This is a genomic window from Novipirellula methanifontis (assembly GCF_052161655.1).
Lineage (GTDB): Bacteria > Planctomycetota > Planctomycetia > Pirellulales > Pirellulaceae > Novipirellula.
This window is the reverse complement of record NZ_CP197418.1, coordinates 6,438,616-6,464,733: the sequence shown is the minus strand read 5'-3', so window position 1 is coordinate 6,464,733 and position 26,118 is coordinate 6,438,616. Positions and strand designations below refer to the sequence as shown.

Sequence of the window (26,118 nt, the reverse complement as noted above, 5' to 3'; positions counted from 1 at the left end):
TATTGACGCTATAGAGTGCCCCCCTTTGACCAGACATGAGTGTAGTTGCTAGCCACCCCTGGATGATTTGTGACAACGGTTCTCAGCGAGAATTATGTTGAAACACGCCTTAGAATCGGATGGTACGCAATATTCGGTGCTGCATATCTGTACATTGCTCTAGCGTTCGGGATTAGCCACCTAGTCCGTGTAAATGTAATATGCTTAGTTTTGCTTAAACAATAAAAACGCAGGTAACTGGTGGGGGCACATGTTGTGGCACAGAAGCATGAATCGAAAATTGGCCGAATGGCACTGCGGAACCGGCGTGGCGTTTGGACGACATGGGGCGGTGCATCCTCTTGGCAAATTTGGTGTCTCGACTGCGGCAAAGAGAGATCGGCTAGCATTCTGGAACGACATGTCAATGTGCGTGCGGTGACGACCGACGTGACCGCATCCGTGCTCGACGGTTCGTTCCAATCGCCCGGTGGCACGTGGGCACTACTCGTCCACTCGAAACATCATTCGTGGTCGCAATTTGCTGCGACGTCGAATTACGACGAAGTTCTCGAACAAGTTGCGAAACAGGGACCCGGTCGCTGGTTATGCACCGGAGAACAGGACACGGCAGGTGTCGTGTATGTGTGGCTGTTCGATGATGGTAAACAAATCATCGATTTTTGCACGGATGGTGGCCCCTGGGACGATGAGGATGAAGACTTTGACGAGGACGAGGACGACGAGGACCTTGAAGACGATGACGACGACGAAATGATATTCGAGATGACCCAATTCAAGGCGGATGGTTATCCTGAGAACTGGTTAACCACGATGTCCTCGTCCGAGGAAGCACATCAGCAGTTGATCATCGATCTCGACGCATATGTACCGTACTTCTCTTGGACTCCGGAGGAGGGATTGGAAGCGGATAACAAAAAAGTCCTTTCAGACGCATACATCGAACGCATCGATTTGGTTGAGTTCGGCGATAAGAAAACGACACGCAAGTCAGCCACGAAATCATCGTCGAAAAGCAAATCCAGTCGCGAAGCTTCCCTGCGTTTGCAGCAGGCGATCGAGGATGGTGACGTTGACATGGCGGTAGCGGCAATCGGTGATGGAGCATCGCTGGAGAAAATGCCCAGTGGGCGCCAGACACCGTTGGCCAATGCGATTTCGCGAATGAACCATCACCAAAAAGGATCTTTCATCGACATCGCCGAAGCGTTGCTCGTTGCCGGAGCCAACCCCAACGATGGAGGTACGAAACAACCAACGCCGCTCGTGGTCGCGATTAGCAATCGGTACGCCGTGCCAAAAGAGAACCGCCGGATCTTAGCTGAATTGGTCGTACACGGAGCGGACGTGTCGCTCGATTCGTCTCAGCGTTTTGGCGATACAACGACTCCGCTCGAAGCGAGCGTGGATATCGGTTTCGAAGACATTGTCATTTGGTTACTCAATCAATCGCCTGACCCGAAACAAGTCCCGGCGATACAGAAACGTCTCGAATTATCGTTCAAAAACATGGCTCGCCATGTCGACGCGCAATACGCTGACGAGCAACGTCAGCGTCATGCGAACATCATCCAATGGCTCGATGCCTATGAAAAAGAAGGGCGAGTTCCGGAGATGACATTGGCGGACGAGTTGCTCGAGAAGCGGCAACACGAGGCCGATGCGGCGTCGATAAAACGGGACAAATCTTCCGCCAAACTTTCGGAGCTGATGACACGCTTAGCGAACATCACCAAAACCGAGGTGGTCGATGGCGAGGAAGTCACGAAATACCGCGGCATCGATGTGACCGCCGAGCAAATCGAAGCGATGCCGGAGAAGATTCGATTGGTCAAGCGAGACGAGATCGCTTGGAAAGATGCAGAAGCCGCAAAGGCCGCATTTGCTGCCTTCGAGGCTCGTGCGTTCAAACTCGTGGGCAATTTCAAAGTGAAGGGAGCGGATCATTTTGTTGCGGGGTTCGTGCAACCGCTACGAGATTTCTATGGCACGATCGAGCAGATTGATGGACAGTTATTTTGTCGTGTGATACGCCGAGTCGCTGACGACGAATACGAAATCGTGACCAACGAACAAGTCGTCCTCAATCACGAAGTTCCCGGCTACTCGTTTGTCTGGAAGACAATAGAAACCCCTGAAACGGTGGTTGAACACTTTTTTCTGAATCGCCCCGATTCGAAATCACTTCCCACAGCTGCCGAGAATTTTGTCCAAGATTTTCAGAATGGCTACGTGACCTATCGCACGCGACTGCTGGAACTTCTGAAAAGTTGACGAAATAAGCAATTGTCGCTGATCGCTGCGCGATATTCATTGTTCTGGCGATCCCTATTTCCGCTCGCCAGTAGGACTCTTGGACGATTCGAGTTATGATTTAACGACTACCAATACACTCGTTCTCACCAGTGGGGGCTGAAACGCTTTCGCGAACGTGCTGAACGGGTCCCACCTTATTTCCTGCTTAGTCTTTCCCCCTCCCTTGCACCCTTAGGAATCTACTTGATGTCCATCCATCGCAAACCCAGTCGCCGTCGTTTTCTTCAAGGAGTCGCAGCTGTTGGGTCCGCTACCGTCCTTGGCCCTGCAGGCAACCGAGCGTTCGCGAGTGATTCGCCCAACAGCCGTCCGGTTTTCGCAACCATCGGCCTGCGAAACCAAGGCTGGTCGATTACCAGCAAGTCGTTCAAGTTTGCGGATTTCGCAGCCTTGGCGGATGTCGATTCAAACGTTTTGGGCAGCAATGTTGAAAAGGTCCAGAAGAGCCAAGGCAAGAAACCGGATGCTTACAAAGACTATCGCAAGGTTCTCGATCGCAAAGACATTGACGCGGTCATGATCGCCACCCCGGATCATTGGCACACCAAGATCGCGGTCGAAGCGATGTACGCAGGCAAAGACGTTTACTGCGAGAAACCGCTGACGCTGACAATCGCCGAAGGTAAGTTGATCGAAAAAGTCGTCAAAGAAACGGGCAAGGTGTTTCAAGTTGGCACGATGCAACGATCCGAATCGGCCCAGCGTTTCTTGCAAGCCGTTGCGTTGGTGAATCATGGACGTATCGGAACCGTCAAGAAAGTAACGTGTGGGATAGGCGGCATGCAGGCATCACCTGTGATTCCGGTCGCCACCGTACCGAAAGAGATCGACTGGGATTTCTGGCTGGGCCCTGCGGCAAAAGTGGATTATCGAGCGCTGCCCCAGATGCGTGAGGGATACGGAGGTGGAGTGCCTCTCTATAGCAACGGCCATTATTCATTCCGAAATTGGCACGAGTACTCGGGTGGCAAACTCACCGACTGGGGCGCCCATCACGTTGACATCGCTTGCTGGGCGCTCGGTGCCAGCGACACGGGGCCCAGCAAGATCACTCCCGTCGAATACTCGTTGCCTGTCGAGTACAAGGATGGACACCCCGTTGTTCATGATCAGTACAACGCTGCCACGAGTTTCAAAATCCAAGTCGATATGCCTAACGATGTCGAGATGATCATTACCAGCGAAGGTGACAACGGCATTCTCTTCGAAGGCACCGAAGGTCGCTTCTTCGTCAATCGCGGCAAAATCGTGGGCACGCCAGTCGAAGACTTGAAGGACAACCCGCTGCCCGAAGGAGCAATCGAAGAGGTTTACGGTGGCAAGGTCAGCGCGAACCACACCGCCAACTTCATCGAGGCGATGGAGTCACGCAAGCAACCGATCTCCGACGTTTGGTCGCACAACCGGATGCTTGAAATCTGCCATCTCTCGAATATCTCGATGCGATTGGGGCGCGAGCTGAACTGGGATCCCGACAAGCGAGAAGTGGTTGGTGATTCGCAAGCCAACTCGTTCTTGTCGCGTGAAAATCGCAAAGGTTTCGAGATCAATATGTGATCCGACTTAGCGGCATTGTCGTCGGTGCTGTAGCGGGATCCTTCCGGCTGCAGCGTCGAGACAACTGGCCGCTACACAGTCGAAAAATTTATACTCGTCCTTTTTTGTAGCGGAAGTCGTCAAGACTTTCGTGAATCGCCGCACAAGTCGAAACTCTTGACGAGTTCCGCTACGCTAAAATAGGCTGCGACAAAGCACTCGACGCGAAATCCTACTGCCCTCCCGCCCTCCATTACCGAACCATTCGGTCCCACCGCAAAATACCATGTCTGAAAAACCTTTCACCGTCGCACCCGCGACCTATTCTCGCAGTTTCGCCCGCCGCCGCTTCCTTGAATTTTGTGGCATCGGGGCTGCGTCAACTTTTTATCCGCAGATCGCTGCTGCGTCCGACTCCGTCCGCTCTGGCGGTAACATCGATGTGGATGTCGTCATCATCGGCGGAGGTCTTGGCGGTTGTGCCGCCGCGCTGGCGGCAACGCGAATGGGCAAGCGGGTGTTGTTGACCGAACCTACTGATTGGATCGGCGGACAACTCAGCCAACAAGGAGTGCCGCCAGACGAACACAGCCACATCGAAACGTACGGTTGTACAGCGAGTTACCGTCAATTTCGCGAAAATGTTCGCGACTATTATCGCAGGAACTATCCGCTTACCGAGGCAGCAAAGAAAAATCCGCGGCTCAATCCGGGTAGTGGCAGTGTATCGCGACTTTGTCATGAACCGCGAGTCGCCGTCGCCGTACTAGACGCGATGTTGGCGCCGGCGGTCAGTGCCGGCCGACTGACTGTGTTGCTCAATACGAAGCCGATCAAAGCCGAAGTCGATGGCGATCGAATTGCATCAGTCACCTTGGTCACCGATCAAGGAGAGGAAATTCAGGTTGCGGCGCCGTATTTTATCGACGCCAGCGAACAGGGTGACTTGCTGCCACTGACCAACACCGAGTATGTCACCGGAGCCGAATCCCGGCATAATACTGGTGAATCGCATGCCCCTGAACAAGCCGATCCGGATAACATCCAAGCGTTCACGTGGTGTTTTGCAATCGACCATATTGACGGTGCGGATCATACGATCGAGAAACCCGACCAATACGATTTCTGGAGGGACCACACGCCCGATTTGACACCGCCCTGGCCTGGCAAGCTTTTGTCATTGCAGTATTCCAAACCGAATACCCTAAAACCCCACGACCTTGCTTTCGTGCCACCGACCAAGGACGCCCCGCCTGCGAAAACCAAAGCACTGAATCTGTGGCTCTACCGATGCATCATTAATCCGGCCAATTTCCTACCTGGCACCTACGACAGCGGAGTGGCGATCGTCAATTGGCCGCAAAACGATTACATGCTGGGTAATTTGATCACTGGCGACGAGAAAGAGATCGCCAAACACCTCGAAGGCTCGCGACAGCTTAGTTTGTCGCTGCTGTATTGGCTGCAGACCGAAGCACCGCGGCCAGACGGTGGTTCGGGTTGGAAAGGACTGCGGTTACGCAATGACATCATGGGTACCGCCGACGGGCTAGCCAAGTATCCGTACATCCGTGAATCTCGCCGCATCCAAGCCGAGTTCACGATATTGGAGCAGCATATTTCACGAGCCGACCGGCAAGCTGTCGTCAAAAATGCAGCTGACAAGGTCACAGCAGCATCGTTTCACGATACCGTCGGCATTGGCTACTACCATCTGGATCTGCATCCCAGTTCCGGCGGCGACAACTATATCGACTTTTCCAGCGTCCCTTTTCAAATTCCGCTAGGGGCTCTGATCCCACGACGGATCGATAACCTGATAGCGGGTTGCAAAAACATCGGCACCACCCATCTCAGCAACGGTTGTTACCGACTGCATCCTGTTGAATGGAGTATCGGTGAAGCGGCTGGCGCGTTGGCCGCTCATTGTCTCGACAAACGCGACAGTCCTCGCGGCATCCGAAACCAATCCAAATCGCTCACCGCATTTCAGAGCGTGCTAAAAGGCCAAGGTTTCGAACTGGTCTGGCCCTCGTGATTTTGGTTAGCTGGCCAGGAGTATCCCACAGTCGCGAAGCGACGTACTTGCGATTGAAAAACTCGTTCCCCAGGCTCCTGCCCAACGCCGTGAACGATTTTTAGGCTGCGAATTACAGCATTTGCGTTTCGTAGCTACGCTCGCCAGAGCGTGGATTGTTGGCGTGCAAATGCGAATCACCACCTTCTGGCGAAGGCAGCTACCAGAAAATCGTTCACGGCGTTGGGCTCTTGTGAGCCAGACAAAATCGCACGTTGCTTGCGATTGAGGAGAGTATCAATTCGAGTTTCGCGGGACTCATCTGATGGTAAGGAACGGACCGCGTTCTATCTCGATTAACGGTTCCTGGCTAACTGATACTCGCTTCGTCTTAGGGATTGGCGATTCGATGCCGGAATCTGGCAACGGTTCAGTAACAGGCTCGGAGTTTCGATGCGTAGCTTCGGCGTTCCTCGTTAGAATCGGTTGAGCGACGGGTGTGATCGTCGTTTGGATTCCGCCAAGCACGGGTGCGGCGCTCGCACTGGATACTCCAAATTCGAGCGTCGCTGGGTTGGTGTCACCAAAGGTGAAATACCCTACTGGACCAACTCTCGAGGAAAACGCCATTGTAAAGCTCTTGGTATTGACGTCATAGCTACGGATGTACCCTTTCCTGAACGCAGTTTTTTGAGTCGATTCTGGTTCGTTGAGCGAAACAAACAGTTTGCCGCTGGGGCCAAACAGTATTGCACGTGGATGCAGTGGAGCATCGGAAACTCTCGTGATCTCGATCTGGTCAACCTGAGCAAACGGCGTGGACGCGTTCGGATCGAGAACCACGATTTTGTCGAGTTCGTTAACCGTGGTGGACCGAGTGGCTACATACAACTTGCCCTCCGGCCCAAATGCGAGGCTTCCAGGGTGATGCAAATCAGCAGCCTCGCCTAGGTCATTGACTTCATCACCGTTGTTGAATGCGATCAGCACCGATGCTTGATTGTCGGGGTCAATCTTGATGATCGCTCCATAACCTGAGTTGAAGGCGTCTGATGGATTGGCATCCGCGTTTGCATCGAACAATGAAACGTAAAGAGATCCGCTTGAGTCAAAAACCATCCCGCTCGGATGAAACTGACCAAGATAGCCAGCCACAATCATGTCATCGATCCAGACGCCACTGGACACGTCGTATCGCCGAATGCGACCGTCGGGAATCGGGTCGCCTGGGGTGGTCGGTTCGGCGGAACGAGTGTCCGCGATGTACAGTTGGTTGCCTTGCAGAAGCATGGTTGCAGGATCGATCAGCGAATGCTCGTTGTTGTCTGCGATGAACAAATCGGTTCCAGGATAACGAAAAACGCTTGCGGATAGCTTGCCTCCATCGAGCACTTCACCCTCTTTTGCTGGAAGACGCGGACCGATGAAGGTTCTTTGGGCTGCGGCAAGCAGGGTTGTCTGATTGACAAAAATGATGCCACCTTCCTCTTGTCCAGGCACGAAGAATGGAATGGAACGTTCGCCAGACTTGGCATCCAATCGAAAAATAGAATCGACCCTTCCACTTCCGAGGTTCGAGCGGCTAATCACGTAGAGCGCATTCCCGTCCACTCTCAACGTGGCGTCGGCAACTTGGGTTAGCTCACCAGCGCCTCTGTAGTACGCTTGGTCCGTTATCACGGGAGATTCGAATTGCAGCCGTGACGGTTCGAGTTGCAAAAAGTCGGTTGGGATCGCGGCAAGCAGGGTTCGGCACTCTAATCGTTCAAAGAAGAGGTGACGTTGGCTGGTGTGTCGATGGTAACCGTGGCGTTTTCTTTGCGTCCAAAATCGTTTCGTCACGTTGTTGATACTCGTTGCATCCGGCAGGCAAGTATGCATGATGGTTGCTCCATTTTGTAACCATTCGAACGCGTTGGATTGACAATACCTCTTTCTTAAATCTACGCTGATGGGTAACGCAAATAGTATCCCCATTTACCGGGACATCGGCGTTGAAGGATTCAGTCATGGATCGTGATATTCGGCTTTGCAATCTTGAAGTAGAGCTATTGCATTTGGTCGTCGACGTAGCAGATTTGTCAGCGAATACGTCGGGCCGCCGCCAACTCTTGCTCGAGCGGTTAGGTGGGTTGTTCTCTGCGTCGGCGGGACTTTGGGCTTGGGGAACCGGCCGACCGGATACGGAATGTCCCAACACGGTGGGTGCCTTGCACTTCGGTTTGGACCGTTCGCAGCTATCGCGGTTCCAGCAATTCAGTCTTTCCGATAAGTCGCAACAAGAATTCCAAAGGCCAATCATGGCCCATCTGAATCAGCAGGACGACATTCTATGTGTCGTACGACGTGACATCATCGACGATGCTCAGTGGAAACCACAGAATTGGGTTTACGACTCGGTGCACAGCATCGGCATGAATTCCTGGATGCACTCGGTGCGATACGGTTGCAAAGAAAAATGGTCATCGTTGCTACTGTTTCGTAACAGCGAGAAGCCAGAGTTTGGCGATCACGAGCGTGCCGTCATGCGCCAGGCGTTGGCGAATATCCGTTGGTTATGGGCACCACTGACAACACCCGACACCAAGACACCGGTGGGGCATCTTACCGAGCGGCAACGGACGGTGATGTGGCTGCTGCTAAGCGGATTACCTCGCAAAGGAATCGCCGCACGACTGTGCATCACCGAGGACACCGTGGGCGATCATGTCAAAGCGATCTTTTCGCATTTTAAAGTCGAATCATCGATGGAGTTGGCGGCATTGTTCATTCGCACCCAGTAACTGGGGCACAGATGAAGGGCGCGATGAGGTGGCACGCTGTTCTACTTTTCTGGCAGCAAGCGGGGCTGAGGTGTCTCGGAATCATCGATACGCCCTCGCTCGCGTTGCCCTGCGCCTCGGCGACCTCGGTCACCTAATTCTTGACGCCCTTGCTCTGCCAGTTTTGTCAATCGAGCAACCACGTCTGGGTGCTTTGCCGCTACGTTGTGTTCGCTCGCGACATCTTCAACGACATTGAAAAGTAGTGGCTGCGGGGCGGTTTCCTTTCCAAAATGAGGATGCGCCGCGGCGGCTACCGGTAAGAACAATTTCCAAGGACCGCTCCGGACGGCTTGCAGTTGGTCTGCGTGATAATAGTAAAACGCATCGTAGGGCGACTCGGCTCCCTCATCGCCAAACAGCAGCGGTGAAATGTTGTGTCCGTCAATCTTGCGACTTGGCGGTGGACTGACACCGGCTAACTGTGCGAACGTAGGCAACAGATCCATGGTGGTCGCGAATTCGTCGCAAACGGTTCCGGCGGGGACTTTGCCCGGCTGCCATACGATCGTGGGAACTCGGAATGCTCCCTCGCTTGTCGTGTACCCCCGACCGTGCAGAGGCAGATTGGATCCTCGGCTGAGATCGTTGGTATTGCGATTGATCGGCGCTCCGTTGTCGGACGTCCAGATGACAAAGGTGTTTTCGGCAATTCCGAGCTCCTGCAACTGATCGAGCATCTTTCCGATCGACCAGTCGAGTTCTTCGATGGCGTCACCCCACGGGCCATTTTTACTTTTTCCTTGGAACTCAGGACTTGAAAACGGAGTCGAGGTGCTGCCAGGCATCGCTTGTGGGAAATACAAAAAAAACGGTTCGTCGCGATGGTCTGCGATCCACTGCATCGCCCGCTCGGTGTAACGCTTCGTCAGCCCATTGCGATCGCAGGGGGCCTCGATGACTGTTTCGTTTTCCATCAGCGGAAACGGAGGCCAATGGGTTCCGTCTTTCCAATCGCGTTCGGTCATGTCGTCGGAATAGGGGACACCAAAGAACCAATCAAACCCTTGCCGAGTGGGCAGGAACGGCGTCTGATCGCCAAGATGCCATTTTCCGACCATCGCGGTCGCATACCCCGCCGTCTTAAGCGTTTCGGCAATCGTTACCTCCGCCGGATTCAGCCCGAACGGAGAAAGCGGCCTTAGCACGATGCCGTCCCGCGGGTTGGTATGCATCCCGACACGCTGCGAATAACAACCGGTCATGATGCTCGCTCGCGAGGGCGTGCAAACACCTGCGGTGACACAGAAATGTGTGAACTTGCGTCCTTCCGCAGCCATCCGGCTCAGGTTTGGTGTGCGGTGAAGCGTCGATCCAAACGGCTCGATATCACCGTATCCCAAATTGTCACAGAACACGATGATGAAATTCGGTTTGCGAACCGTATCCGCGTGCGTTTGCGAGAGCGAAACCAGCATTGTCATTGCAGCCATCAGGCACTGAAAAACTCTGCGACGGGGTTGGGGCATTGGCGATCGCATCATTGAAACTTCGTGGGGCGGCGGGGTAGAGAGAAGGGGAAGGGATCACATCTCGCACTGGGGATTGGCTATTATAGACGATGGAGCCATCGCTGATTGCCTTTGACTTTTGGTTCTAAGCAGGTGTTTTTTTAACGGTGCGGCGCGAGCCGCCCGGCCGAATTTGAACGTTTTTCTCGCTGCAACCGGACGGCTCGCGCCGTTCCGCTAACAAGGTAGATGGCATTGGCCTCAGGCCAAACCGTTAGGAGAACATTCGAGTCGCATGACCGTCAACGAATGGTGGCGACTCGCAAACTTTTTTGTAAATTGCAACTAAATTATGTTTACAAAAACACGGCGACGGACATTAGCCCTAAACGACCTCTAGCGACATCGTGACCACGCACGTGTGTCCGCAATTCCACGAACACGAATTCAGTCTCTCCCCAATCGAAGAAAGCACATATGATGCGAACCACACAAAACCTGACCATTATTTTCGCGTTATTGTGTCTGGGGATGGTAACGTCACCGCGGGCCGCTGATGCGGCTGAAAGCAAAAGCGACCCGGCTAAACGTCCCAATATTCTGTTCATCATTGTCGATGATCAATCGCCCGAAGATTTCAAATTCTACAATCCAAAATCGACTCTGAATTCGCCGAATATCGACAAGCTTGCCGCAGAGGGAATGGTGTTCGACGCGGCCTATCACATGGGTTCGTTCTCCGGAGCGGTTTGTACGCCGTCACGCCACATGGTGATGTCGGGACGTACCGTTTGGCATCTGCCGATTGCTCCCAATGCAAAAGACCTCTGCCCACCGAACCTTGAACAGAACACGCTCGCAGCCGTTTTTAACCGAGCGGGCTACGACACGATGCGAACGTGCAAAAACGGCAATTCCTACGAAGGTGCCAATAAGCAATTCACGGTGCGTCACGACGCCACCAAGCGAGGCGGTACGGATCAATCTGGCAGCCCCTGGCATGGCGACCAAGTGATGAACTATCTCAATGAACGAGAAACGGGGCAGGACACCGATCCCTTCCTTGTTTACTTTGGTTTTTCGCATCCGCATGACACGCGTGATGGCCAACCCGCGTTGCTCGAAAAATATGGCGCGACCAACCACACCGATCGCAACTCTTTGCCAGCCGCGAACCCCAAACAACCGGCGCTTCCTGAAAATTATCTACCCGAGCATCCGTTCCCCCACGGTCATCCCGGATTGCGAGACGAAGTATCGGTCAGTGGTGTTTGGACAAATCGCGATGAACGCACCATCCGCAACGAGCGTGGTCGCGAATTTGCGTGCGACGAAGCCATTGACGTTCAAATCGGTCGCGTTCTGGCGAAGCTCGATGCGATGGGCGAACTCGAAAACACGTACGTCGTGTACACATCAGACCATGGGATTGCCATCGGTCGTCATGGTTTGCAAGGAAAACAAAACCTTTATGAGCACACTTGGCGTGTACCGCTGATCGTGAAGGGCCCCGGCATCAAACCAGGCACCCGCGTGGTCGGGAACACCTACTTGCTCGACACGCTGGCGACGCTGTGTGACCTTGCCGGAATTGATCCACCCGAAACGAACGAAGGAACCAGTTTCAAGCCCGTTCTGGACGGCAAACAATCGACCGTTCGTGATGTGTTATACGGAACGTACAGTGGCGGTACGAAACCGGGGATGAGATCGGTCAAAAAGGGCGACTGGAAGCTGATCAAGTACGATGTGCTCGACGGCACCGTCCACGAAACTCAACTCTTCAATCTCGCCAAGAATCCTCACGAGTTTATAGCGGAACATGGCAAGGATGATCCGGAGTTAACGAATCTGGCATCCAATCCCAAATATGCGGACAAGCTCGCTGAGATGGAATCGCTGCTGTTGAGCGAAATGCGTCGTTTGGATGACCCCTACCGACTGTGGGACCAACCCAAGGACGGGCTGACTCCGCCAGCAGATCAAAAGTCCAAGAAGAAGAACAATCGCAAGAAAGCTAAGTAGCGTTTAATGGATTGCAGTCCATTAGGGCGTCCGAACATTAAGTGGCGGGGATTGCGTAGTGGATCTTGCTAAAGATCCCATTCGGACGGGATCTTTAACAAGATCCACTACGTCGGCCCCTGCTTCGCTGGGCGAGGGAAGCAAGTCATTGTTACGGCCAAACTAACAAACTGCACCACCTCAGTTGCTTAAGGATCAAATTTGATGTTTCGACGGTTTTGTGTTCCTTTGCTGATCGTATTCGCCTGTCACTTAGGCAACGTCGATGCGGGCGATGAGAACCGTCCCGATACTAAACGCCAACGTCCCAATGTCCTGTTTATCGCGGTAGACGACTTGGCAAGTACGCTGGGCTGTTACGGCGACATGTTGGCCAAGACGCCGAACATCGATCGATTGGCCGCCAGCGGCGTTTGTTTCCAGCACGCCTACAATCAACTGCCGCTGTGCAACCCGACGCGTGCGTCGATCATGACAGGGCTGCGACCAGACAAAATCAAAGTCTACGATCTGGACCGACATTTTCGTGACGAGTTGCCCGACGTGGTCACGTTGTCGCAAGCCTTTCAGGCGGACGGTTACTTCGCAGCCCGCGTTGGCAAAATCTATCACTACAACGTCCCTGCATCGATTGGTACTAACGGTTTCGATGATCCGCCGTCCTGGAATCAAACGGTCAATCCGATCGGTCGTGACAAGACCGACGAGGCTCTTGTTTTCAATGCCGAGCCCCATCGAAAGATTAGCGGGTCACTCAGCTGGTTGGCTGCCGACGGCACGGACGAAGAACAGACCGACGGGATGATCGCAACCGAAGCGATTGAGTTGATGAAACAAAAGAAGGACGAACCCTTCTTTCTAGGCGTCGGATTCTTTCGACCGCACACGCCCTATATCGCACCGAAAAAATACTTTGACATGTATCCGGCGTCGACAATGCGGTTGCCGTATGCACCCGAGGGAGATCGCAATGACATTCCGGTGGCCGCGTTCGCCCACAATTGCCCGATCCCCAATTACAACCTCGATCACGACACGCTGCTCGCTGCGACCCAGGCCTACTACGCGTGTGTGTCGTTCGTGGATGCCCAGGTCGGCCGACTACTTGATGCGCTCGACCGATTGGAACTTACAGAAAACACCATTGTCGTGTTCTGGAGCGATCACGGTTACCATCTTGGTGAACACGATGGCGTTTGGCAAAAGCGAACTTTGTTCGAGCAATCAGCGGGTGCACCGCTAATTATTCGATCGCCGAAGCACGCTGAATCGTCGGGTAATTGCCGCCGTATCGTTGAATTCGTCGATATCTATCCTACCGTGACCGATCTCGCAGGCGTGCAGTCACCCGACGGGCTCGACGGTCAAAGTTTGCGGCCGTTATTGGAAAATCCGTTGGCCACCTGGAATGATCTCGCCGTGACTCAGGTGCTTCGCCCCGCTGATGATCGACTGGGCGATCCAGTGATGGGGTGCAGCATCCGCAGCGACCGTTACCGTTACACCGAGTGGGGCGAAGGCAGATACGGTTTCGAACTGTACGATCATCACGCCGACCCGCTCGAGTTTAATAACTTGGCAATTGCTCCTGACGAAGAAGCAAAACGTATCATCGCCAAATTGCAGCCGATTCTAAGATCTCGCGCATCGGGACAAACTCCCACGACGCCGTTCAACCCCGAGCGGCTTTAAACAGTTAGGCAGGAGTCTTTTAGTAAATTGGCCGTTTTGGCGCTAGCCACGGTTCTGGCGTACGACCGGGGCTAGCGCTCAAACGCAACGCTGTGAAGCATTTAGAGACGGCAAATTACGGCATTTACGATTTGTAGCTACGCTCGCCAGAGCGTGGATGGTTGTCGGCCAATACGAATCACCACCTTCTGGCGAAGGTAGCTACGAGAAAATGCTTCACAGCGTTGGCTCAAACGGCTAACGGGATCTCACCCAATGATTCCTGCCTACCTGATTTAGATACACGCGCATGACGAATTCCGAATCACCGCCGAGTCGACCGCCTTTCTCGGTCGCGATGCTCGCGTTGGTGATTGCCGGTGAAGCGATCTTTTTCTTGCCGTTTGTGATCGCTCGTGTGTTTCGTCCCACGCTGCTGGAAGTGTTTGGGATCAGCAATCTCGAGCTCGGGTTGGCGTTCGCAGCTTACGGTGTGGTCGCGATGTTGGCCTACTTCCCCGGCGGACCGTTGGCGGACGCATTTGCGGCACGCAAACTGATGATGGTCGCATTGTTATCGACGACGTTGGGCGGGTTGCTGATGGCAACGATCCCTTCGCTGGGGATAATGAAATGGCTGTACGCGTATTGGGGGCTGACGACGATCTTGTTGTTTTGGGCGTCGATGATTCGAGCGACGCGAGAAATTGGGGGTGAGACTTTTTCCGGAACGGCGTTTGGGATACTTGATGGAGGACGCGGACTCGTTGCGGCAGCTTCAGGCACGATCGCGGTTTTGATCTACTCATTTCTGTTGCGCGGCGACTCGGCTTCCGCGACGCTGGCCGAGCGAACGCGAGCCTTTCAACTCGTGATTCTCTTCTTCGCCGGGTTTACTTTTGCCTCTGCTGTCTTGGTGTGGTATGCGTTACGTGCAGGCGAGAGTCCGTCTGCGGCAATCGAACCCAAAATCACATTCTCGGGAGCGATGGCCGTTTTGAAAATGCCAGCGGTGGCGCTGCAAGCGGTGATCATCGTGTGCGCCTACGTTGGCTACAAAGGACTCGATGATCTGTCGTTGTACGCTAAAGAAGTTCTCGGCTACGACGAAGTCACGGCGGCTCACACCAGCACCGTGTCGATGTGGATGCGCCCCGTTGCGGCGATCCTCGCCGGAATTGTCGCGGATCGCAGTCGCATTTCGTGGATCACGGCATTCAGTTTCCTGGTGATGGCGGTCGGTGCCGGGGCGATTGCAAGTGGCGTTTTTAAACCCGGGATGACCTTTGCGTTCTTCAGCACGATCATCGCCACCAGCGCTGCGGTGTTTGCACTTCGCGGGCTCTATTTTGCAATCATGCAAGAAGGCCACGTCCCGTTTCATTACACTGGTACTGCGGTCGGCGTTGTCTCGGCGATTGGTTACACGCCGGACGTTTTTATGGGGCCGCTGATGGGAAAACTGCTCGACGACTCGCCTGGTGCTCTAGGCCATCAACACCTGTTTGCTGTCGTGGCACTGTTTGCCTTGATCGGATTAGTCGCGTCACTGTGTTTTCATTGGGTTGCCAATCGTCAATCCGACGAATTGGCACGTTGCTTTTCGCAATAAGCTTGGGCACGCTTGGCGACCCCGTTTAGCATTCCAGCAAAGACAAATTGATGCAGCGGCCAAACGGAGTACCAGTAGAACAGTCCAAATAAGCCCGCAGGATCAAATTCGGCGGTTTGCCGGATCGTCGATCCGCCGTTCGCCCCAGGACAGACTTCGTAATCAAGCCAGCCTCGACCGGGAAGTTTCATTTCCGCAGCAAGTCGCAATCGGCGGTCCGGCTCGATCAATTCCACTCGCCAAAAATCGATCGCGTCTCCGACATGAACGTCGCTGGCGTGTCGACGACCTCGCCGGAATCCCACGCCGCCGACCAACATATCCATGAATCCGCGGATCTTCCACAGGATACCGCCGTAGTACCAACCTTGATCACCGCCAATCCGCTGAATCGGGGCGAATGCACACTCCGGTGGAACGTCGACGTCGATCGTGCGTGAATCGACGAGCCGGCTTCCAAACGCTTCGCCTCCCCATTTCGCGGGTCGTCCAGAGGATGAAAGTGCATCCGACCAGCGAGTTTCGACCATCTCTTCGTCCTCACGCTGGATCGCGCGAGCGATGGCGTCTCGGATGCCACACGGCCGCACCGAGAAATCGCGAAGCGCGGTATCGTCGGTCACGATCGTCGGATTTCGTAATCCTTCGACGAGTTTCCGACCAATTCGCGCATACACAGGCGTCACCAAGCCTAGCCAAAGACTGCTGATACGAGGCGACAAAAAGGGGACACGGATTTTGATCCGTTTCAGACCTCGCTGGCGTGCGTACTCGTCCATGATCCCACCATACGACACCGTCTCGGGGCCGCCAATCTGGTAAATCTTGCTTTCCCCAAGCGGCTTGTCCAATGTTTCCATCAGATAGCTCAGCACGTCACGCACTGCGATCGGAGATGCTTCGGTCGACACCCACTTGGGCCACAACATGATCGGCAGCTTGCGGACTAAAGCACGTACTAATTCGAACGACAAACTTCCCGATCCGATAATGATCGAGGCACGAAATTCGACGACCTGGGCACCCGATTCTTTTAAAACTCGGCCGACCTCGTGACGGCTGCGCAAATGGCTGGATAACTCGTCATCATCCTCGCCAAGTCCACCCAGATAGATGATCCGTTTGACTCCCGCGTCAAGAGCGGCCTTGGCAAAATTGGCGGCTGCGTCTCGATCGTCTTGCTCGAACCCGTCGCTGGTGCCCATCGAGTGAATCAGGTAATAGGCGGTATGAACTCCCTGCAAAGCATCGCCCAAGGTTTCGATCCGCAGCACGTCACCGGAAACGACTTCGGTCGCTGCGGAGACTCGGGCACGCAAATTTTCAGGATGACGAGCCATGCAGCGAAGCGGCCGACCGGAGTCTTCGAGCAAGCGTAGCATTCGCCCGCCTACGTAGCCTGTCGCGCCGGTCAATAAGATTCGTTCGTCATTCTCAGGCATGGTGCTGCGATCGATTGGATTGTCGCTTTTGATACCTCGCGAAGTTGCTCGCTAGGCGTGTACGTTCTGGCCAGATTCGCCCACAGGCAACTTGATCCCGCGTCCTCCGGCTCTTCCTACTCTAGCGGGGCGTAAAGTCGGATGGGTTTATTGGCTGAGCCCGATTCTCGGTCAATTCGTCTCGGAAGAGCCGCTAGACATCAAGAAACGCTCGTTCTCAGGCTCCAGCCCAACGCCGTGAACGATTATTAACCTGGAAATTACGGCACTTGCGTTTCGTAGCTACGCTCGCCAGAGCGTGGACTGTTGACATCGATTGTGAATCACCACCTTCTGGCGAAGGTAGCTACTACGAAATCGTTCACGGCGTTGGGCTCCTGCCTCGGAACGCACTGCTTTCGAGGCTCCCGCCTCCTATTTCCCCTCGGCAGGCAGGAGCCTGCAATTCACTGGGTTCCTAGGCAGGAGCCTTGGAACCAGGGACGAAATGCCGCTAGACACCGAGAAACGCAACTTTTTGTAGACATTCTCTCACTTTACCGTGACAAATGCGCGCCACGATCTCCCTTTCATAACAGGCATATTTCGTGGTTTTCCGGTCAACAAGACATTGATGCGGAAATGTGAGCGTGGCGGTGGTTGTCGGTCAGTGCCCCCTGATGGGTAGCCATCGCAACGCTTGCTCCAATCTGCCATTTTTAATCCGGACACGTTAGGGAACATCGAATGAATCTATTTCGTAATCGAACGAATCGACCTCTTGTTCGAAAGAAACGTCGCCGATTGATGGCTGAACCGCTCGAGGCACGACGCGTGCTCGCCGCCAGCCTCGGTTGGGACGGTCCCGGATTGGGCGGGGCCGAATTGACCTACACCGTCAGCAACGCGCCGAGTTCGCTTTCGCAAGCCGAGGTGGATGCCGCAATCCAAACCGCGCTGGATGCATGGGCGAGCGTGGTGGATGTCACCTTCACTAAGGTCGATCAGACCGGACTGCGTGATTCGATTGACATCGAGTTTACGAACATTGATGGCGGCGGCGGTACACTGGCGCAGGCCTACTTTCCTGACGATGTGAACCCCGACCGTATCGCGGGCGACATCCAATTTGACTCGTCGGATATTTGGGAAGTCGGTAACTCACTAGGCAATCAAGCGTTCGATCTCGTTTGGGTCGCTGCCCACGAAATAGGACACTCCCTCGGCTTGGATCATTTGGGGGACGTCGGTTCGGTGCTTCAGGCGTTTGTCTCTCCGAACCAGCAATTTGGCGGACTCGGTGCCAGTGACATCTCCGAAGCACTTGGTTTGTATGCCGCCGCAGTTGTCGGCGATGTGGACGACACGACTACAACCGAAGATGCCCCGGTCGATGAAGCACCGGCCGACGAGAGCACGAACAACGATGATACCGATCCGGAAAATACGGATCCGGGCAATACGGATCCGACCAACGGCGACCCCGATGATACGGGCGATACCAATGACAACCCGTTTCCATTTTGGCGATGGCGGCGTGGCGGACATTGGCATCGTTGGGGAGGCCGACTCGACGCGGATGTGCCGGATGCTCACAACCTGTACAACTCGACGGACACCAACAACGACGGTTTGACTTCGGCACTTGATGCTCTGGTTGTTATCAACCAATTGAGTCATACGACCGATGTGACAATCAGCTTCAGTGATGTCAATGGCGACGGAAACATTACGGCACTGGATGCCTTGATGGTGATCAACTCTTTGCCGCAAACCGAAACGACCGTGGTCAGCCAACCTGTGGTTAGCCAAATTGTGGTGGATGTCAACCAAGACGACTCGCTGGATGACGGATCCGAAAGCGACGACGCGAACACGTTGACCGAGGAAGAGCCGGACGTCTCCAATACCGACGTTTCTAACACCGATGATTCGGTTGTTGATGACAACGACGTCGAGATGACCGACGAAACGGATCCCGTTGACGAAAGCGAGGAAACGGCAGACGACGACACAACGGATACCGTCGATGATTCGGACGACGACCTCGATCCGATCGACGATGGCGGACTTACCAACGAAGACGATGATTCATCGCGCTGTGACGATGGGCACGCCTTCGGCTCGCCACGTCGTCCACACGGTTTTGGCCACATACCGATTACCCGAATCGATGCCTCAGGACTGCTCAATCGCTTTGACGCCAACGACGATGGATCGCTCAGCGAAGATGAGTTGCCAGAATCATTGTGGACTCGTCTGATTGACAAGGACCTGGATGCCGACGCCGATGGTGTGATCACATCGGAAGAAATCGAATTGTTTGCCAGCACCAAGCGAGCCGAACGGTTTGCAAGCAAGGATAACAACAGCGATGGCGTCTTGAGCGAAGATGAAGTGTTCGCCCGCTACTGGCAAAAATTGTCCGCTGCCGACAGCAACGAAGATGGCGGTATCTCTTTGGAAGAATTTGAGAGCTGGATTGATTCCCGTGACCAGACCGCAGCGGAAATGCAGCCGGAAACAGTACCCGCTTCGGCACTCGCGATCAGCCGAAATTTTGACAGCATCTTCACTCAACTAGGTCGTCGCGGAAGACGGGGGTAACGCCAAAATTTCACACTCCGTTTTGACTTCCTACGACGTTCGCTGTATTGTGCAATGATGCATGATCGGTGATCGTCGTGTGCTCTTCTCTTTCTATTCGGATGACGAAACGAAAAATGGTGGCTGATTCGTTGCCGCAACGTTCTCTCGATCGCAAATTCAGCTCCAATGACGATTTTGAATTGTTATTGTGCAAAGCGAAATCGGGACAGGCCAGTTCGTTGGGGGTACTGCTGCAGTGGTACATCAAATACCTGACCATTTTGGCTTCGACACAACTGGACGTCCGTTTGCGACGCCGAGTCAGTCCCTCGGACATCGTCCAGGAAACGCTTTTGGCGGCCCACCGCGACTTTGCCAATTTTCGTGGGCAAAGCCAAGGTGAACTGCTGGCGTGGTTGCGACAGATCTTGATCCACTCACTACACCACACGATCGCTCGCCACATGCGAGCGGAAAAGCGAGACATTCGTCGAGATGTTTCGATCGACCAAGTATCCGTGGGTGTGGAAGAGTCCGCGTGCAATTTGGCTCGAGTGTTGCCTGATAACCAGGATTCGCCGAGTGCAGCAATGCAACGCCGCGAAGGAGCCATCGAGTTCGCCAATCAATTGAGCGAATTGCCAGAACATTATCGTGATGTGATCGTGCTGCGAATTTTGCAGGGTCTGTCGTTTGACGAAATTGCCGAGCGAATGGATCGCTCGAGCGGCGCCGTACGCATGCTGTGGCTACGCGCATTGGGATCGCTAAAGACACAAGTGGAGCCGCCTCGTGTTGACTGAGATGACTGCGACTGAATCAACAGAAACTGAAATCGCTGCACCCGAATTTTCGCATGAGAATTTTGACATCGATTCCCTCAGCCAATCGCAACAGATTCGCTTGACACATGTGCTTGACGCCTATCTGCAATCGCTAGAGCAGGGGATCGCATTTGACGCTGCATCAGCATGTCGCGATGAACCGGCATTGTTGGCTGCGGTTGAGGTCTACCTCGCTAAGTTGAAAGCGTTGTACGGATTAGCCGATTCCGAACAACCGCTTTCCGCCCCGATTCCGCAAAAGCTCGGAGCGTTTACGCTGATTCGTGAGATTGGTCGTGGCGGGATGGGGATCGTTTACGAAGCGACTCAGTCGGGTATGGAACGGCGTGTGGCACTGAAGCTGCTGCCGTTGGCAGCCACACTCGATTCACGACAAATCGCTCGTTTCAAAAATGAATCACGAGCCGCTGGCGGTCTGCATCACCCCAACATTGTTCCGGTCTACAGTGTGGGTGAAGCCGAGGGCGTTCACTATTTTGCGATGCAGTTAATCGAAGGCCCGTCGATGGACGAATGGGTGCAAGAACAAACCTCGAATTCGGATTCGATTTTCGAGTTTGATTTGCTTAGCCAAGACGATCTCGCGGCCACGTGGGAAACGGTGGTGCAGTGGGCAATCGATGCTGCGGATGCGTTGCATTATGCTCATGAAACTGGCGTGATTCATCGGGATATCAAACCATCGAATCTGATCTTAGACTCGTCTGGCAAAATCTGGATCACTGATTTTGGGCTGGCTCGCTGTCAAACCGATTTATCACTAACGCGTTCCGGCGACGTCGTTGGGACGATGCGTTACATGAGCCCCGAACAAGCAAGCGGACAATCGGCGCTCGTGGATGGGCGTAGCGACATCTACTCGCTTGCGGTAACAATTTACGAGATGTTGACGTTGCGACCCGTGCATCCGGGCGACGACGCGCACGCGATTTTAAAAAGGATCGATGATCACAACATCATCCCGCTGAGACATTTTTGCGATTCTGCTCCACGCGACTTGGAAACAGTACTCGCTAAGGCGATGTCAAAACATCGTGATGATCGCTACGAGACGGCGGACCAATTTGCGAGCGATTTGCAGCGTGTCTTGGCGGACGAGCCAACCATCGCGAGGCCGGCCACAGTAGTCGATCGTGTCGCACGCTGGGCATCTCGGCACCGAAAACCCGTAGTCGCATCGATATTAGTCGCGGCGATGGGATTGGTCGGGTTCGCCATCAGCACCGCGTTGATCTCCGCCGAAAAAAGGGTCTCGGACGCCCACGCTCTGCGAGCTAAAAAAAGCGAACAACTCGCTCGCGGCGCCGTCGATGGACTCGGCTCTCAGGTGGCGGAACTGCTCTCTGACATTCCGGCAGCCGAACAGGTTCGCCGTCATTTGCTCGCCGAAACGCTCGACTATTACGAAACGTTTGCTGCCACCTCAGGCGACGATCCAGAGCTTCGACGTACGCTGGCGGTCACCTACGGAAAGATCGGCTCACTGCATAGCCAACTCGGATCAACCTCCAAGGCGATTCAGGCTCTTCGCACGTCCGAACACCTCTATGGGCAGCTTGCGGAGCAAACGGCACAGGACGTCACGCTGAATATGCAATGGTCGGTGAGCCAAAACAATTTGGCCGAGTCACTCGCGCGAGCCGGCGAACTGGAGGAGGCTGCCCGATATTTCTCGAACGCAATTCGACTTCAAGAAACGTTGTTGACGACTCGTTCGATACAGGGCACACAAAAGCATGACATTCGGAATCAGCTGGCAACGTCCTTGAACAACCTGGGCCTGCTGCTCGCGGATTCCGGTGCGATAGTCGAATCCGAAGAACGCTACGCGAAAGCGGTCGAACTACTGACCTCGCACGATAACGAGTCTGGCTCGGATGTTGATCACCAGCAACTCGCTTCCGTGCTTTCCAATCTGAGTGCGTTACACTCCGAACTGAATCCAACCCGTGCTATCGCGTTCGCTCGAAAAGCTTTGGCGAACCAGACGCTGCAATTGGAAAATGATCGGGGGAATGCAAGAGTTGCTACCCAAGTCGTTGTCACGCTCAATACGCTTGGTTCTGCCCAGTTGAAAGCAGAACAAAATCGCGAGGCCGCGGGCAGTTTTGAACACGCCGTTGAGATTGGCGGTCAACTGCTCGATCGTTGGCCGGAACAACCCACCTATCGTCGCGATCTGGTCATCAGCTTGAATCACCTCGGTTTGGCGTTATCCAAGACCGGCGAACGAGTGAATGCTCGTGAAGTGTTCCTACGGGCACTTCAACAACAACGCACACTTACGAAGCAATTTGCAAGCGATGCAGAAACCCACAGCATGTTAGGTGGAGTCCTCAATAATCTTGGTTTTCTGTATCGTCAAATGGGGGACGACGCGGCTGCGATAGATGCTTACGAAGAAGCGGTCACGCATCAAACCGTCGCGGTTGACTTTGCTCCTGAAGTGGAACGCTACCGAAAATATCTGGATCGGCACCAGCAGAACCTATCTGAATTGACGCAAGCAATCTCTCCGAAACGATCCATCAGTCGGTTGGATGAAACGCCGGATGAAACGAAGGAATCATCATGATCGGATCATTGCCATCGCGTCCATTGCTGTTAGAGCGACTGGAGTCTCGCTGCCTGTTGGCTGCCGAGTTTCATGCTTTTGTGAATGGATTCGATGTTCCAGCGGCGAGTTTTCATGATGAGGTCCGTGGCGTTGATTTCGCGGATCGTGAACATTCGCGTGATTTTCGCTATGACAATGCCGCGGTCGAGGTCGAGCATCGCGACTTCAAATCACAATTCGATTTTGGTCAGCACGACCGTGACGACACATTTCGAGAAACGAACGGATTTCTCGGAGGATTTCGAGTCGAAAAGATTCTCCAACCGTCTTCGGTACTGTTCGCGAGTTCTGCGGATCAAGTTGTTCTCGTATTAAGTTTTCCTGTTTACCGGACGCCCAGCGGCACCGCATTTTCGTTGGTTTCTGCGACGTCGCCCAGCGAAATCATCTCATCGGTGGTGCGATCTCATGTCGCAAATAATGCGGTGGAAGACTCATCGTCTGCAAAATCGCTGTCCAATCGAACCGTGGCCGTTGGAAACTTAACGCCTTCGGTGGTGGATGAAGTGATGGCAACCGCTGTGTCCAGCAGACTTCAAGCTTTGCCCCCATCGACCCCGTCAACATCGAGCGTGCTTCAGCAGCAGGCGGATGAAACTGCAAATCCGATCGTAGACGCTTCGCAAAGCTCGCGACAATTGTTTCTAAACCGAACTTCGTACAACTTTACGTCACCTACGCCGAATCAACGAAATGAGACCATCGATTTCTTTCCACTACATCGTGACAACCCGCTGATGGACTCAGCCGATGGAATGGAAGTCAACGAAGCGGACTCGTGGAAAATGGAACGTGGCACCCTGAAGCGACTTCGTGAATTAACCGAGCGGCCCGACGCAGGCCCATCCGAAACAAGTGATGCTGTGATCACGGGTTGGGTAAACGGCCACGCCGGGTTCATCGATTTGCAATCCGACGGAGTACCGTTGATCGCCGAATCGGCGTTCGATCCGACCGTCAGCATCGTGTTGGACGCGACCCTCGGCATGCACCGGTCACTTGATCTTGCTGCGGGGATTGAATCACGATCATCGGGTGGGACAATCCGCGATCGGGTGCTTGCAGCCATCGCGGACGACATGTCGGAATTTGCCTTACCCGAAGCGACGCTTTCCGAGACACGGTTTTCTGGATTGACTTATCCCGGAGCAGTGCTCGCCGCCACCGCACTTGTGCTGGCGAATCGCAAGCGAAAACACGACCGAACCAAGGAAGGAAGTACAGCGACGCCATCAAGACGCAATGGATTGCGCCAGCCGAGCTAAGCACGTCGCTCGGTATATACCTGTAGCAGGTAGGTCATTCTGTGAGCCGACTGGTTAGCCGCTACCCTTTCAAGATCGCAGGAAAGATCCCAGCGGATAGCACCGTCGGATTACGCAATTTGTTGAATGTCTTACCTCGTCCAGGTTAGGGGACGATGGCTTTGGCTGGGCGATCATCGACGCGAAAATAGCCGAGATTTTTGCCTTCAGTGCTGCGAATCACCCAGACCGCTCCAGGTCGTGTTCGTTGCTTTTGCTGTTTGCTCGACTCAATAACGCCATAAGATTTCGGATCACCGTTGCGATCGATCCAGCAAAGCTCAACGGCCTGCTCAGACTGGTTGATGAACACCACTTCAAAAGTGTTTCCATCAGGCTTGGACGCCGGTGCCGACTCGTCATCCAGTGCGTGCCACGGCAATTGGGTGAGTGCCTCGATACTCGGTGGCGGCTTGGGAGCAAATTTCGCGGGAGCCAATTGGCGAAGTTCCTGCAACTTGCTGGCGTACTCAGGTTCAGTTGCCAGATTTTTCCATTCGTAGGGGTCGTTCTCAATGTCGTACAATTCTTCTTGGCCGCTGGCGTAATGCACTAGGCGATATCGCTCAGCACTTAATCCGTAGCTGCCAGGATATTGAAGATGAGTGATCGACACGTGAGGCCAATCGGCATTGGGATTCTCTAGCAGCGGCACCAGACTTGGACCGTCATGCAAAGGCTCGGCGGGCAGACCACAAAGGTCCAACAATGTCGGCGCCAGACTGAGCAGATTCGTCGGCTGATTGCAGACCGCTGGCGTTGTCCCTGCACTGAGCCCCGGGGATCCCTTGGGAGCACGGATCATCAACGGAATCCTGGTACAGGCTCGCCATGCAGTGTATTTTTGCCAATGTTCTTTCTCGCCCAAATGCCATCCATGGTCGGACCACAACACCACAATCGTGTTGTCGGCGTGTTGACTTTGCTCCAACGCATCGAGAACATTTCCCAGCATCGCGTCCGCGTAATGAATCGAAGCCAGATAACCTTGAATGCCCTTCTTCCATTGCCCTTGTTTGACTATGTGCGGAAAGTAACGGTTCTGGGCCAGCTTTTTGCCATCCGCAGGCAGGTCGTCAATGTCACCTTCGCGATACCCAGGTGGCAATTGTATCGAGTCGAGCGGAAACGGCTCGAAGTATTTTGCAGGGACAAACCAAGGCTCGTGTGGCCGATAGATCCCACAAGCTAAAAAGAACGGTTTCTCGTCGTGCGGTTTGGCGAGCTGGTTCGAAATGTACTGTGCAACCAAGAAGTCTCCGCCACACTCCTCGTCCGTTCCATCGAGTGGCCCCCAATCAGTTTCGACGTATTGCCACGGTCCGCCGCGAGGCAGACTGACTGGTCGCATCGGAGGTTTGAGCGTACGAGGGAACGGATTCTCCGATTCGGCCTTGGGGTAGTATTCATCCCACGAAGCCGCATCGATGAAATAGTGCAGCATCTTGCCTGAGCCAGCAGAGAAGTAGCCGTGTCGCGACAGAACCTTTGGGATGATCTCGGCGTCGGGCAGCACCTCGCGCATCTTTTGACCATTCTCGTAGAGACCACTGCGGTGCGGTGAGATGCCGGTAAAGATTGCTGAACGCGATGGATTGCATGCCGGTGCTGTGCAATGAGCGTTTGTGAACAATACGCTCGATGCGGCCAATCGATCGAGATTCGGCGTAATGGTTTGGGGGTGACCGCCCATCACCCCAATCCAATCGTTCAAGTCATCCATCGCGATGAACAAGATGTTCGGGCGAGCCGCATCCTCGGCGCGGGTGATCGCAGGAATGACTGCGATCAACAGCATCAGAATACAGCGTAGTCGGACTCGCAAGAGCTCGGCCAATTTCAATTCAATCATCGTGCATCCACTTCGTTTCCATGTGGTGTTGTCGTGACAT

The 26,118-nt window shown here is 54.1% G+C and carries 15 protein-coding genes; 11 read left to right on the top strand and 4 right to left on the bottom strand.

The genetic code is table 11. The features are described from left to right. Positions 1-288 precede the first annotated feature (288 nt). The 3 genes from SH528x_RS23300 (at position 289) to SH528x_RS23290 (ending at position 5,890) form a co-directional block, all read left to right on the top strand. A complete protein-coding gene (locus SH528x_RS23300) occupies positions 289-2,274 on the top strand; it encodes an ankyrin repeat domain-containing protein (RefSeq protein WP_442505848.1) in 1,986 nt (661 codons plus the stop codon). 228 nt (positions 2,275-2,502) lie between these two features. Further along, positions 2,503-3,873: a Gfo/Idh/MocA family oxidoreductase gene (locus SH528x_RS23295; RefSeq protein WP_442505847.1), complete on the top strand. Its 1,371-nt coding sequence runs from the start codon at positions 2,503-2,505 to the stop codon at positions 3,871-3,873. A gap of 265 nt (positions 3,874-4,138) precedes the next feature. After that, complete coding sequence (locus SH528x_RS23290) at positions 4,139-5,890, top strand: FAD-dependent oxidoreductase (protein WP_442505846.1); 1,752 nt, start codon at positions 4,139-4,141, stop codon at positions 5,888-5,890. A gap of 297 nt (positions 5,891-6,187) precedes the next feature. Here the strand turns inward: SH528x_RS23290 and SH528x_RS23285 are convergent, their stop codons facing one another. Beyond that, positions 6,188-7,750: a hypothetical protein gene (locus SH528x_RS23285; protein WP_442505845.1), complete on the bottom strand. Its 1,563-nt coding sequence runs from the start codon at positions 7,748-7,750 to the stop codon at positions 6,188-6,190. A gap of 128 nt (positions 7,751-7,878) precedes the next feature. Between SH528x_RS23285 and SH528x_RS23280 the strand changes: the two genes are divergently transcribed. After that, positions 7,879-8,652: a response regulator transcription factor gene (locus tag SH528x_RS23280; RefSeq protein ID WP_442505844.1), complete on the top strand. Its 774-nt coding sequence runs from the start codon at positions 7,879-7,881 to the stop codon at positions 8,650-8,652. A gap of 41 nt (positions 8,653-8,693) precedes the next feature. On the opposite strand, the gene SH528x_RS23275 is transcribed toward SH528x_RS23280, so the two are convergent. After that, positions 8,694-10,124: a sulfatase family protein gene (locus tag SH528x_RS23275; protein WP_442505843.1), complete on the bottom strand. Its 1,431-nt coding sequence runs from the start codon at positions 10,122-10,124 to the stop codon at positions 8,694-8,696. A 549-nt stretch (positions 10,125-10,673) separates the two neighbouring features. Between SH528x_RS23275 and SH528x_RS23270 the strand changes: the two genes are divergently transcribed. The 3 genes from SH528x_RS23270 to SH528x_RS23260 all read left to right on the top strand — a co-directional run bounded on the left by SH528x_RS23270 (position 10,674) and on the right by SH528x_RS23260 (position 15,450). Further along, a complete protein-coding gene (locus SH528x_RS23270) occupies positions 10,674-12,167 on the top strand; it encodes a sulfatase-like hydrolase/transferase (protein ID WP_442512166.1) in 1,494 nt (497 codons plus the stop codon). Between the two features lie 204 nt (positions 12,168-12,371). Then, positions 12,372-13,859, top strand: coding sequence for a sulfatase (locus tag SH528x_RS23265; RefSeq protein WP_442505842.1), 1,488 nt, complete (start codon positions 12,372-12,374; stop codon positions 13,857-13,859). 289 nt (positions 13,860-14,148) lie between these two features. Beyond that, entirely contained in the window at positions 14,149-15,450 is a 1,302-nt protein-coding gene (locus tag SH528x_RS23260; protein WP_442505841.1) for an MFS transporter, read from the top strand. On the opposite strand, the gene SH528x_RS23255 is transcribed toward SH528x_RS23260, so the two are convergent. Continuing rightward, positions 15,414-16,892: an SDR family oxidoreductase gene (locus tag SH528x_RS23255; RefSeq protein ID WP_442505840.1), complete on the bottom strand. Its 1,479-nt coding sequence runs from the start codon at positions 16,890-16,892 to the stop codon at positions 15,414-15,416. The two genes, SH528x_RS23260 and SH528x_RS23255, sit on opposite strands and share 37 nt — an antisense overlap. A gap of 726 nt (positions 16,893-17,618) precedes the next feature. On the opposite strand from SH528x_RS23255, the gene SH528x_RS23250 reads away from it, so the two are divergent. From SH528x_RS23250 to SH528x_RS23235, 4 genes are all read left to right on the top strand, one after another. Continuing rightward, positions 17,619-19,478, top strand: coding sequence for a matrixin family metalloprotease (locus SH528x_RS23250; protein WP_442505839.1), 1,860 nt, complete (start codon positions 17,619-17,621; stop codon positions 19,476-19,478). Between the two features lie 101 nt (positions 19,479-19,579). Next, positions 19,580-20,263, top strand: a complete 684-nt coding sequence (locus SH528x_RS23245) for a sigma-70 family RNA polymerase sigma factor (protein ID WP_442505838.1) — start codon at positions 19,580-19,582, stop codon at positions 20,261-20,263. A gap of 1 nt (position 20,264) precedes the next feature. Continuing rightward, a complete protein-coding gene (locus SH528x_RS23240; protein WP_442505837.1) occupies positions 20,265-22,880 on the top strand; it encodes a protein kinase domain-containing protein in 2,616 nt (871 codons plus the stop codon). Then, positions 22,877-24,187 carry a hypothetical protein gene (locus tag SH528x_RS23235; protein WP_442505836.1) on the top strand — a complete coding sequence of 437 codons (1,311 nt, stop codon included), beginning with the start codon at positions 22,877-22,879 and terminating at the stop codon, positions 24,185-24,187. The genes SH528x_RS23240 and SH528x_RS23235 overlap by 4 nt, the downstream gene beginning before the upstream one ends. 145 nt (positions 24,188-24,332) lie before the next feature. On the opposite strand, the gene SH528x_RS23230 is transcribed toward SH528x_RS23235, so the two are convergent. Further along, positions 24,333-26,078, bottom strand: coding sequence for a sulfatase-like hydrolase/transferase (locus tag SH528x_RS23230; protein WP_442505835.1), 1,746 nt, complete (start codon positions 26,076-26,078; stop codon positions 24,333-24,335). Positions 26,079-26,118: the final 40 nt, after the last annotated feature.

What these genes read in the sequence shown, in the direction of transcription:
- SH528x_RS23265 (WP_442505842.1), top strand. Translation starts at nt 12,372, where the DNA reads ATGTTTCGACGGTTTTGTGTTCCTTTGCTGATCGTATTCGCCTGTCAC.
- SH528x_RS23285 (WP_442505845.1), bottom strand. Translation starts at nt 7,750, where the DNA reads ATGCATACTTGCCTGCCGGATGCAACGAGTATCAACAACGTGACGAAA.
- SH528x_RS23275 (WP_442505843.1), bottom strand. Translation starts at nt 10,124, where the DNA reads ATGGCTGCAATGACAATGCTGGTTTCGCTCTCGCAAACGCACGCGGAT.
- SH528x_RS23280 (WP_442505844.1), top strand. Translation starts at nt 7,879, where the DNA reads ATGGATCGTGATATTCGGCTTTGCAATCTTGAAGTAGAGCTATTGCAT.
- SH528x_RS23250 (WP_442505839.1), top strand. Translation starts at nt 17,619, where the DNA reads ATGAATCTATTTCGTAATCGAACGAATCGACCTCTTGTTCGAAAGAAA.
- SH528x_RS23260 (WP_442505841.1), top strand. Translation starts at nt 14,149, where the DNA reads ATGACGAATTCCGAATCACCGCCGAGTCGACCGCCTTTCTCGGTCGCG.
- SH528x_RS23230 (WP_442505835.1), bottom strand. Translation starts at nt 26,078, where the DNA reads ATGATTGAATTGAAATTGGCCGAGCTCTTGCGAGTCCGACTACGCTGT.
- SH528x_RS23240 (WP_442505837.1), top strand. Translation starts at nt 20,265, where the DNA reads ATGACTGCGACTGAATCAACAGAAACTGAAATCGCTGCACCCGAATTT.
- SH528x_RS23270 (WP_442512166.1), top strand. Translation starts at nt 10,674, where the DNA reads ATGGTAACGTCACCGCGGGCCGCTGATGCGGCTGAAAGCAAAAGCGAC.
- SH528x_RS23245 (WP_442505838.1), top strand. Translation starts at nt 19,580, where the DNA reads ATGACGAAACGAAAAATGGTGGCTGATTCGTTGCCGCAACGTTCTCTC.
- SH528x_RS23295 (WP_442505847.1), top strand. Translation starts at nt 2,503, where the DNA reads ATGTCCATCCATCGCAAACCCAGTCGCCGTCGTTTTCTTCAAGGAGTC.
- SH528x_RS23290 (WP_442505846.1), top strand. Translation starts at nt 4,139, where the DNA reads ATGTCTGAAAAACCTTTCACCGTCGCACCCGCGACCTATTCTCGCAGT.
- SH528x_RS23300 (WP_442505848.1), top strand. Translation starts at nt 289, where the DNA reads ATGGCACTGCGGAACCGGCGTGGCGTTTGGACGACATGGGGCGGTGCA.
- SH528x_RS23235 (WP_442505836.1), top strand. Translation starts at nt 22,877, where the DNA reads ATGATCGGATCATTGCCATCGCGTCCATTGCTGTTAGAGCGACTGGAG.
- SH528x_RS23255 (WP_442505840.1), bottom strand. Translation starts at nt 16,892, where the DNA reads ATGCCTGAGAATGACGAACGAATCTTATTGACCGGCGCGACAGGCTAC.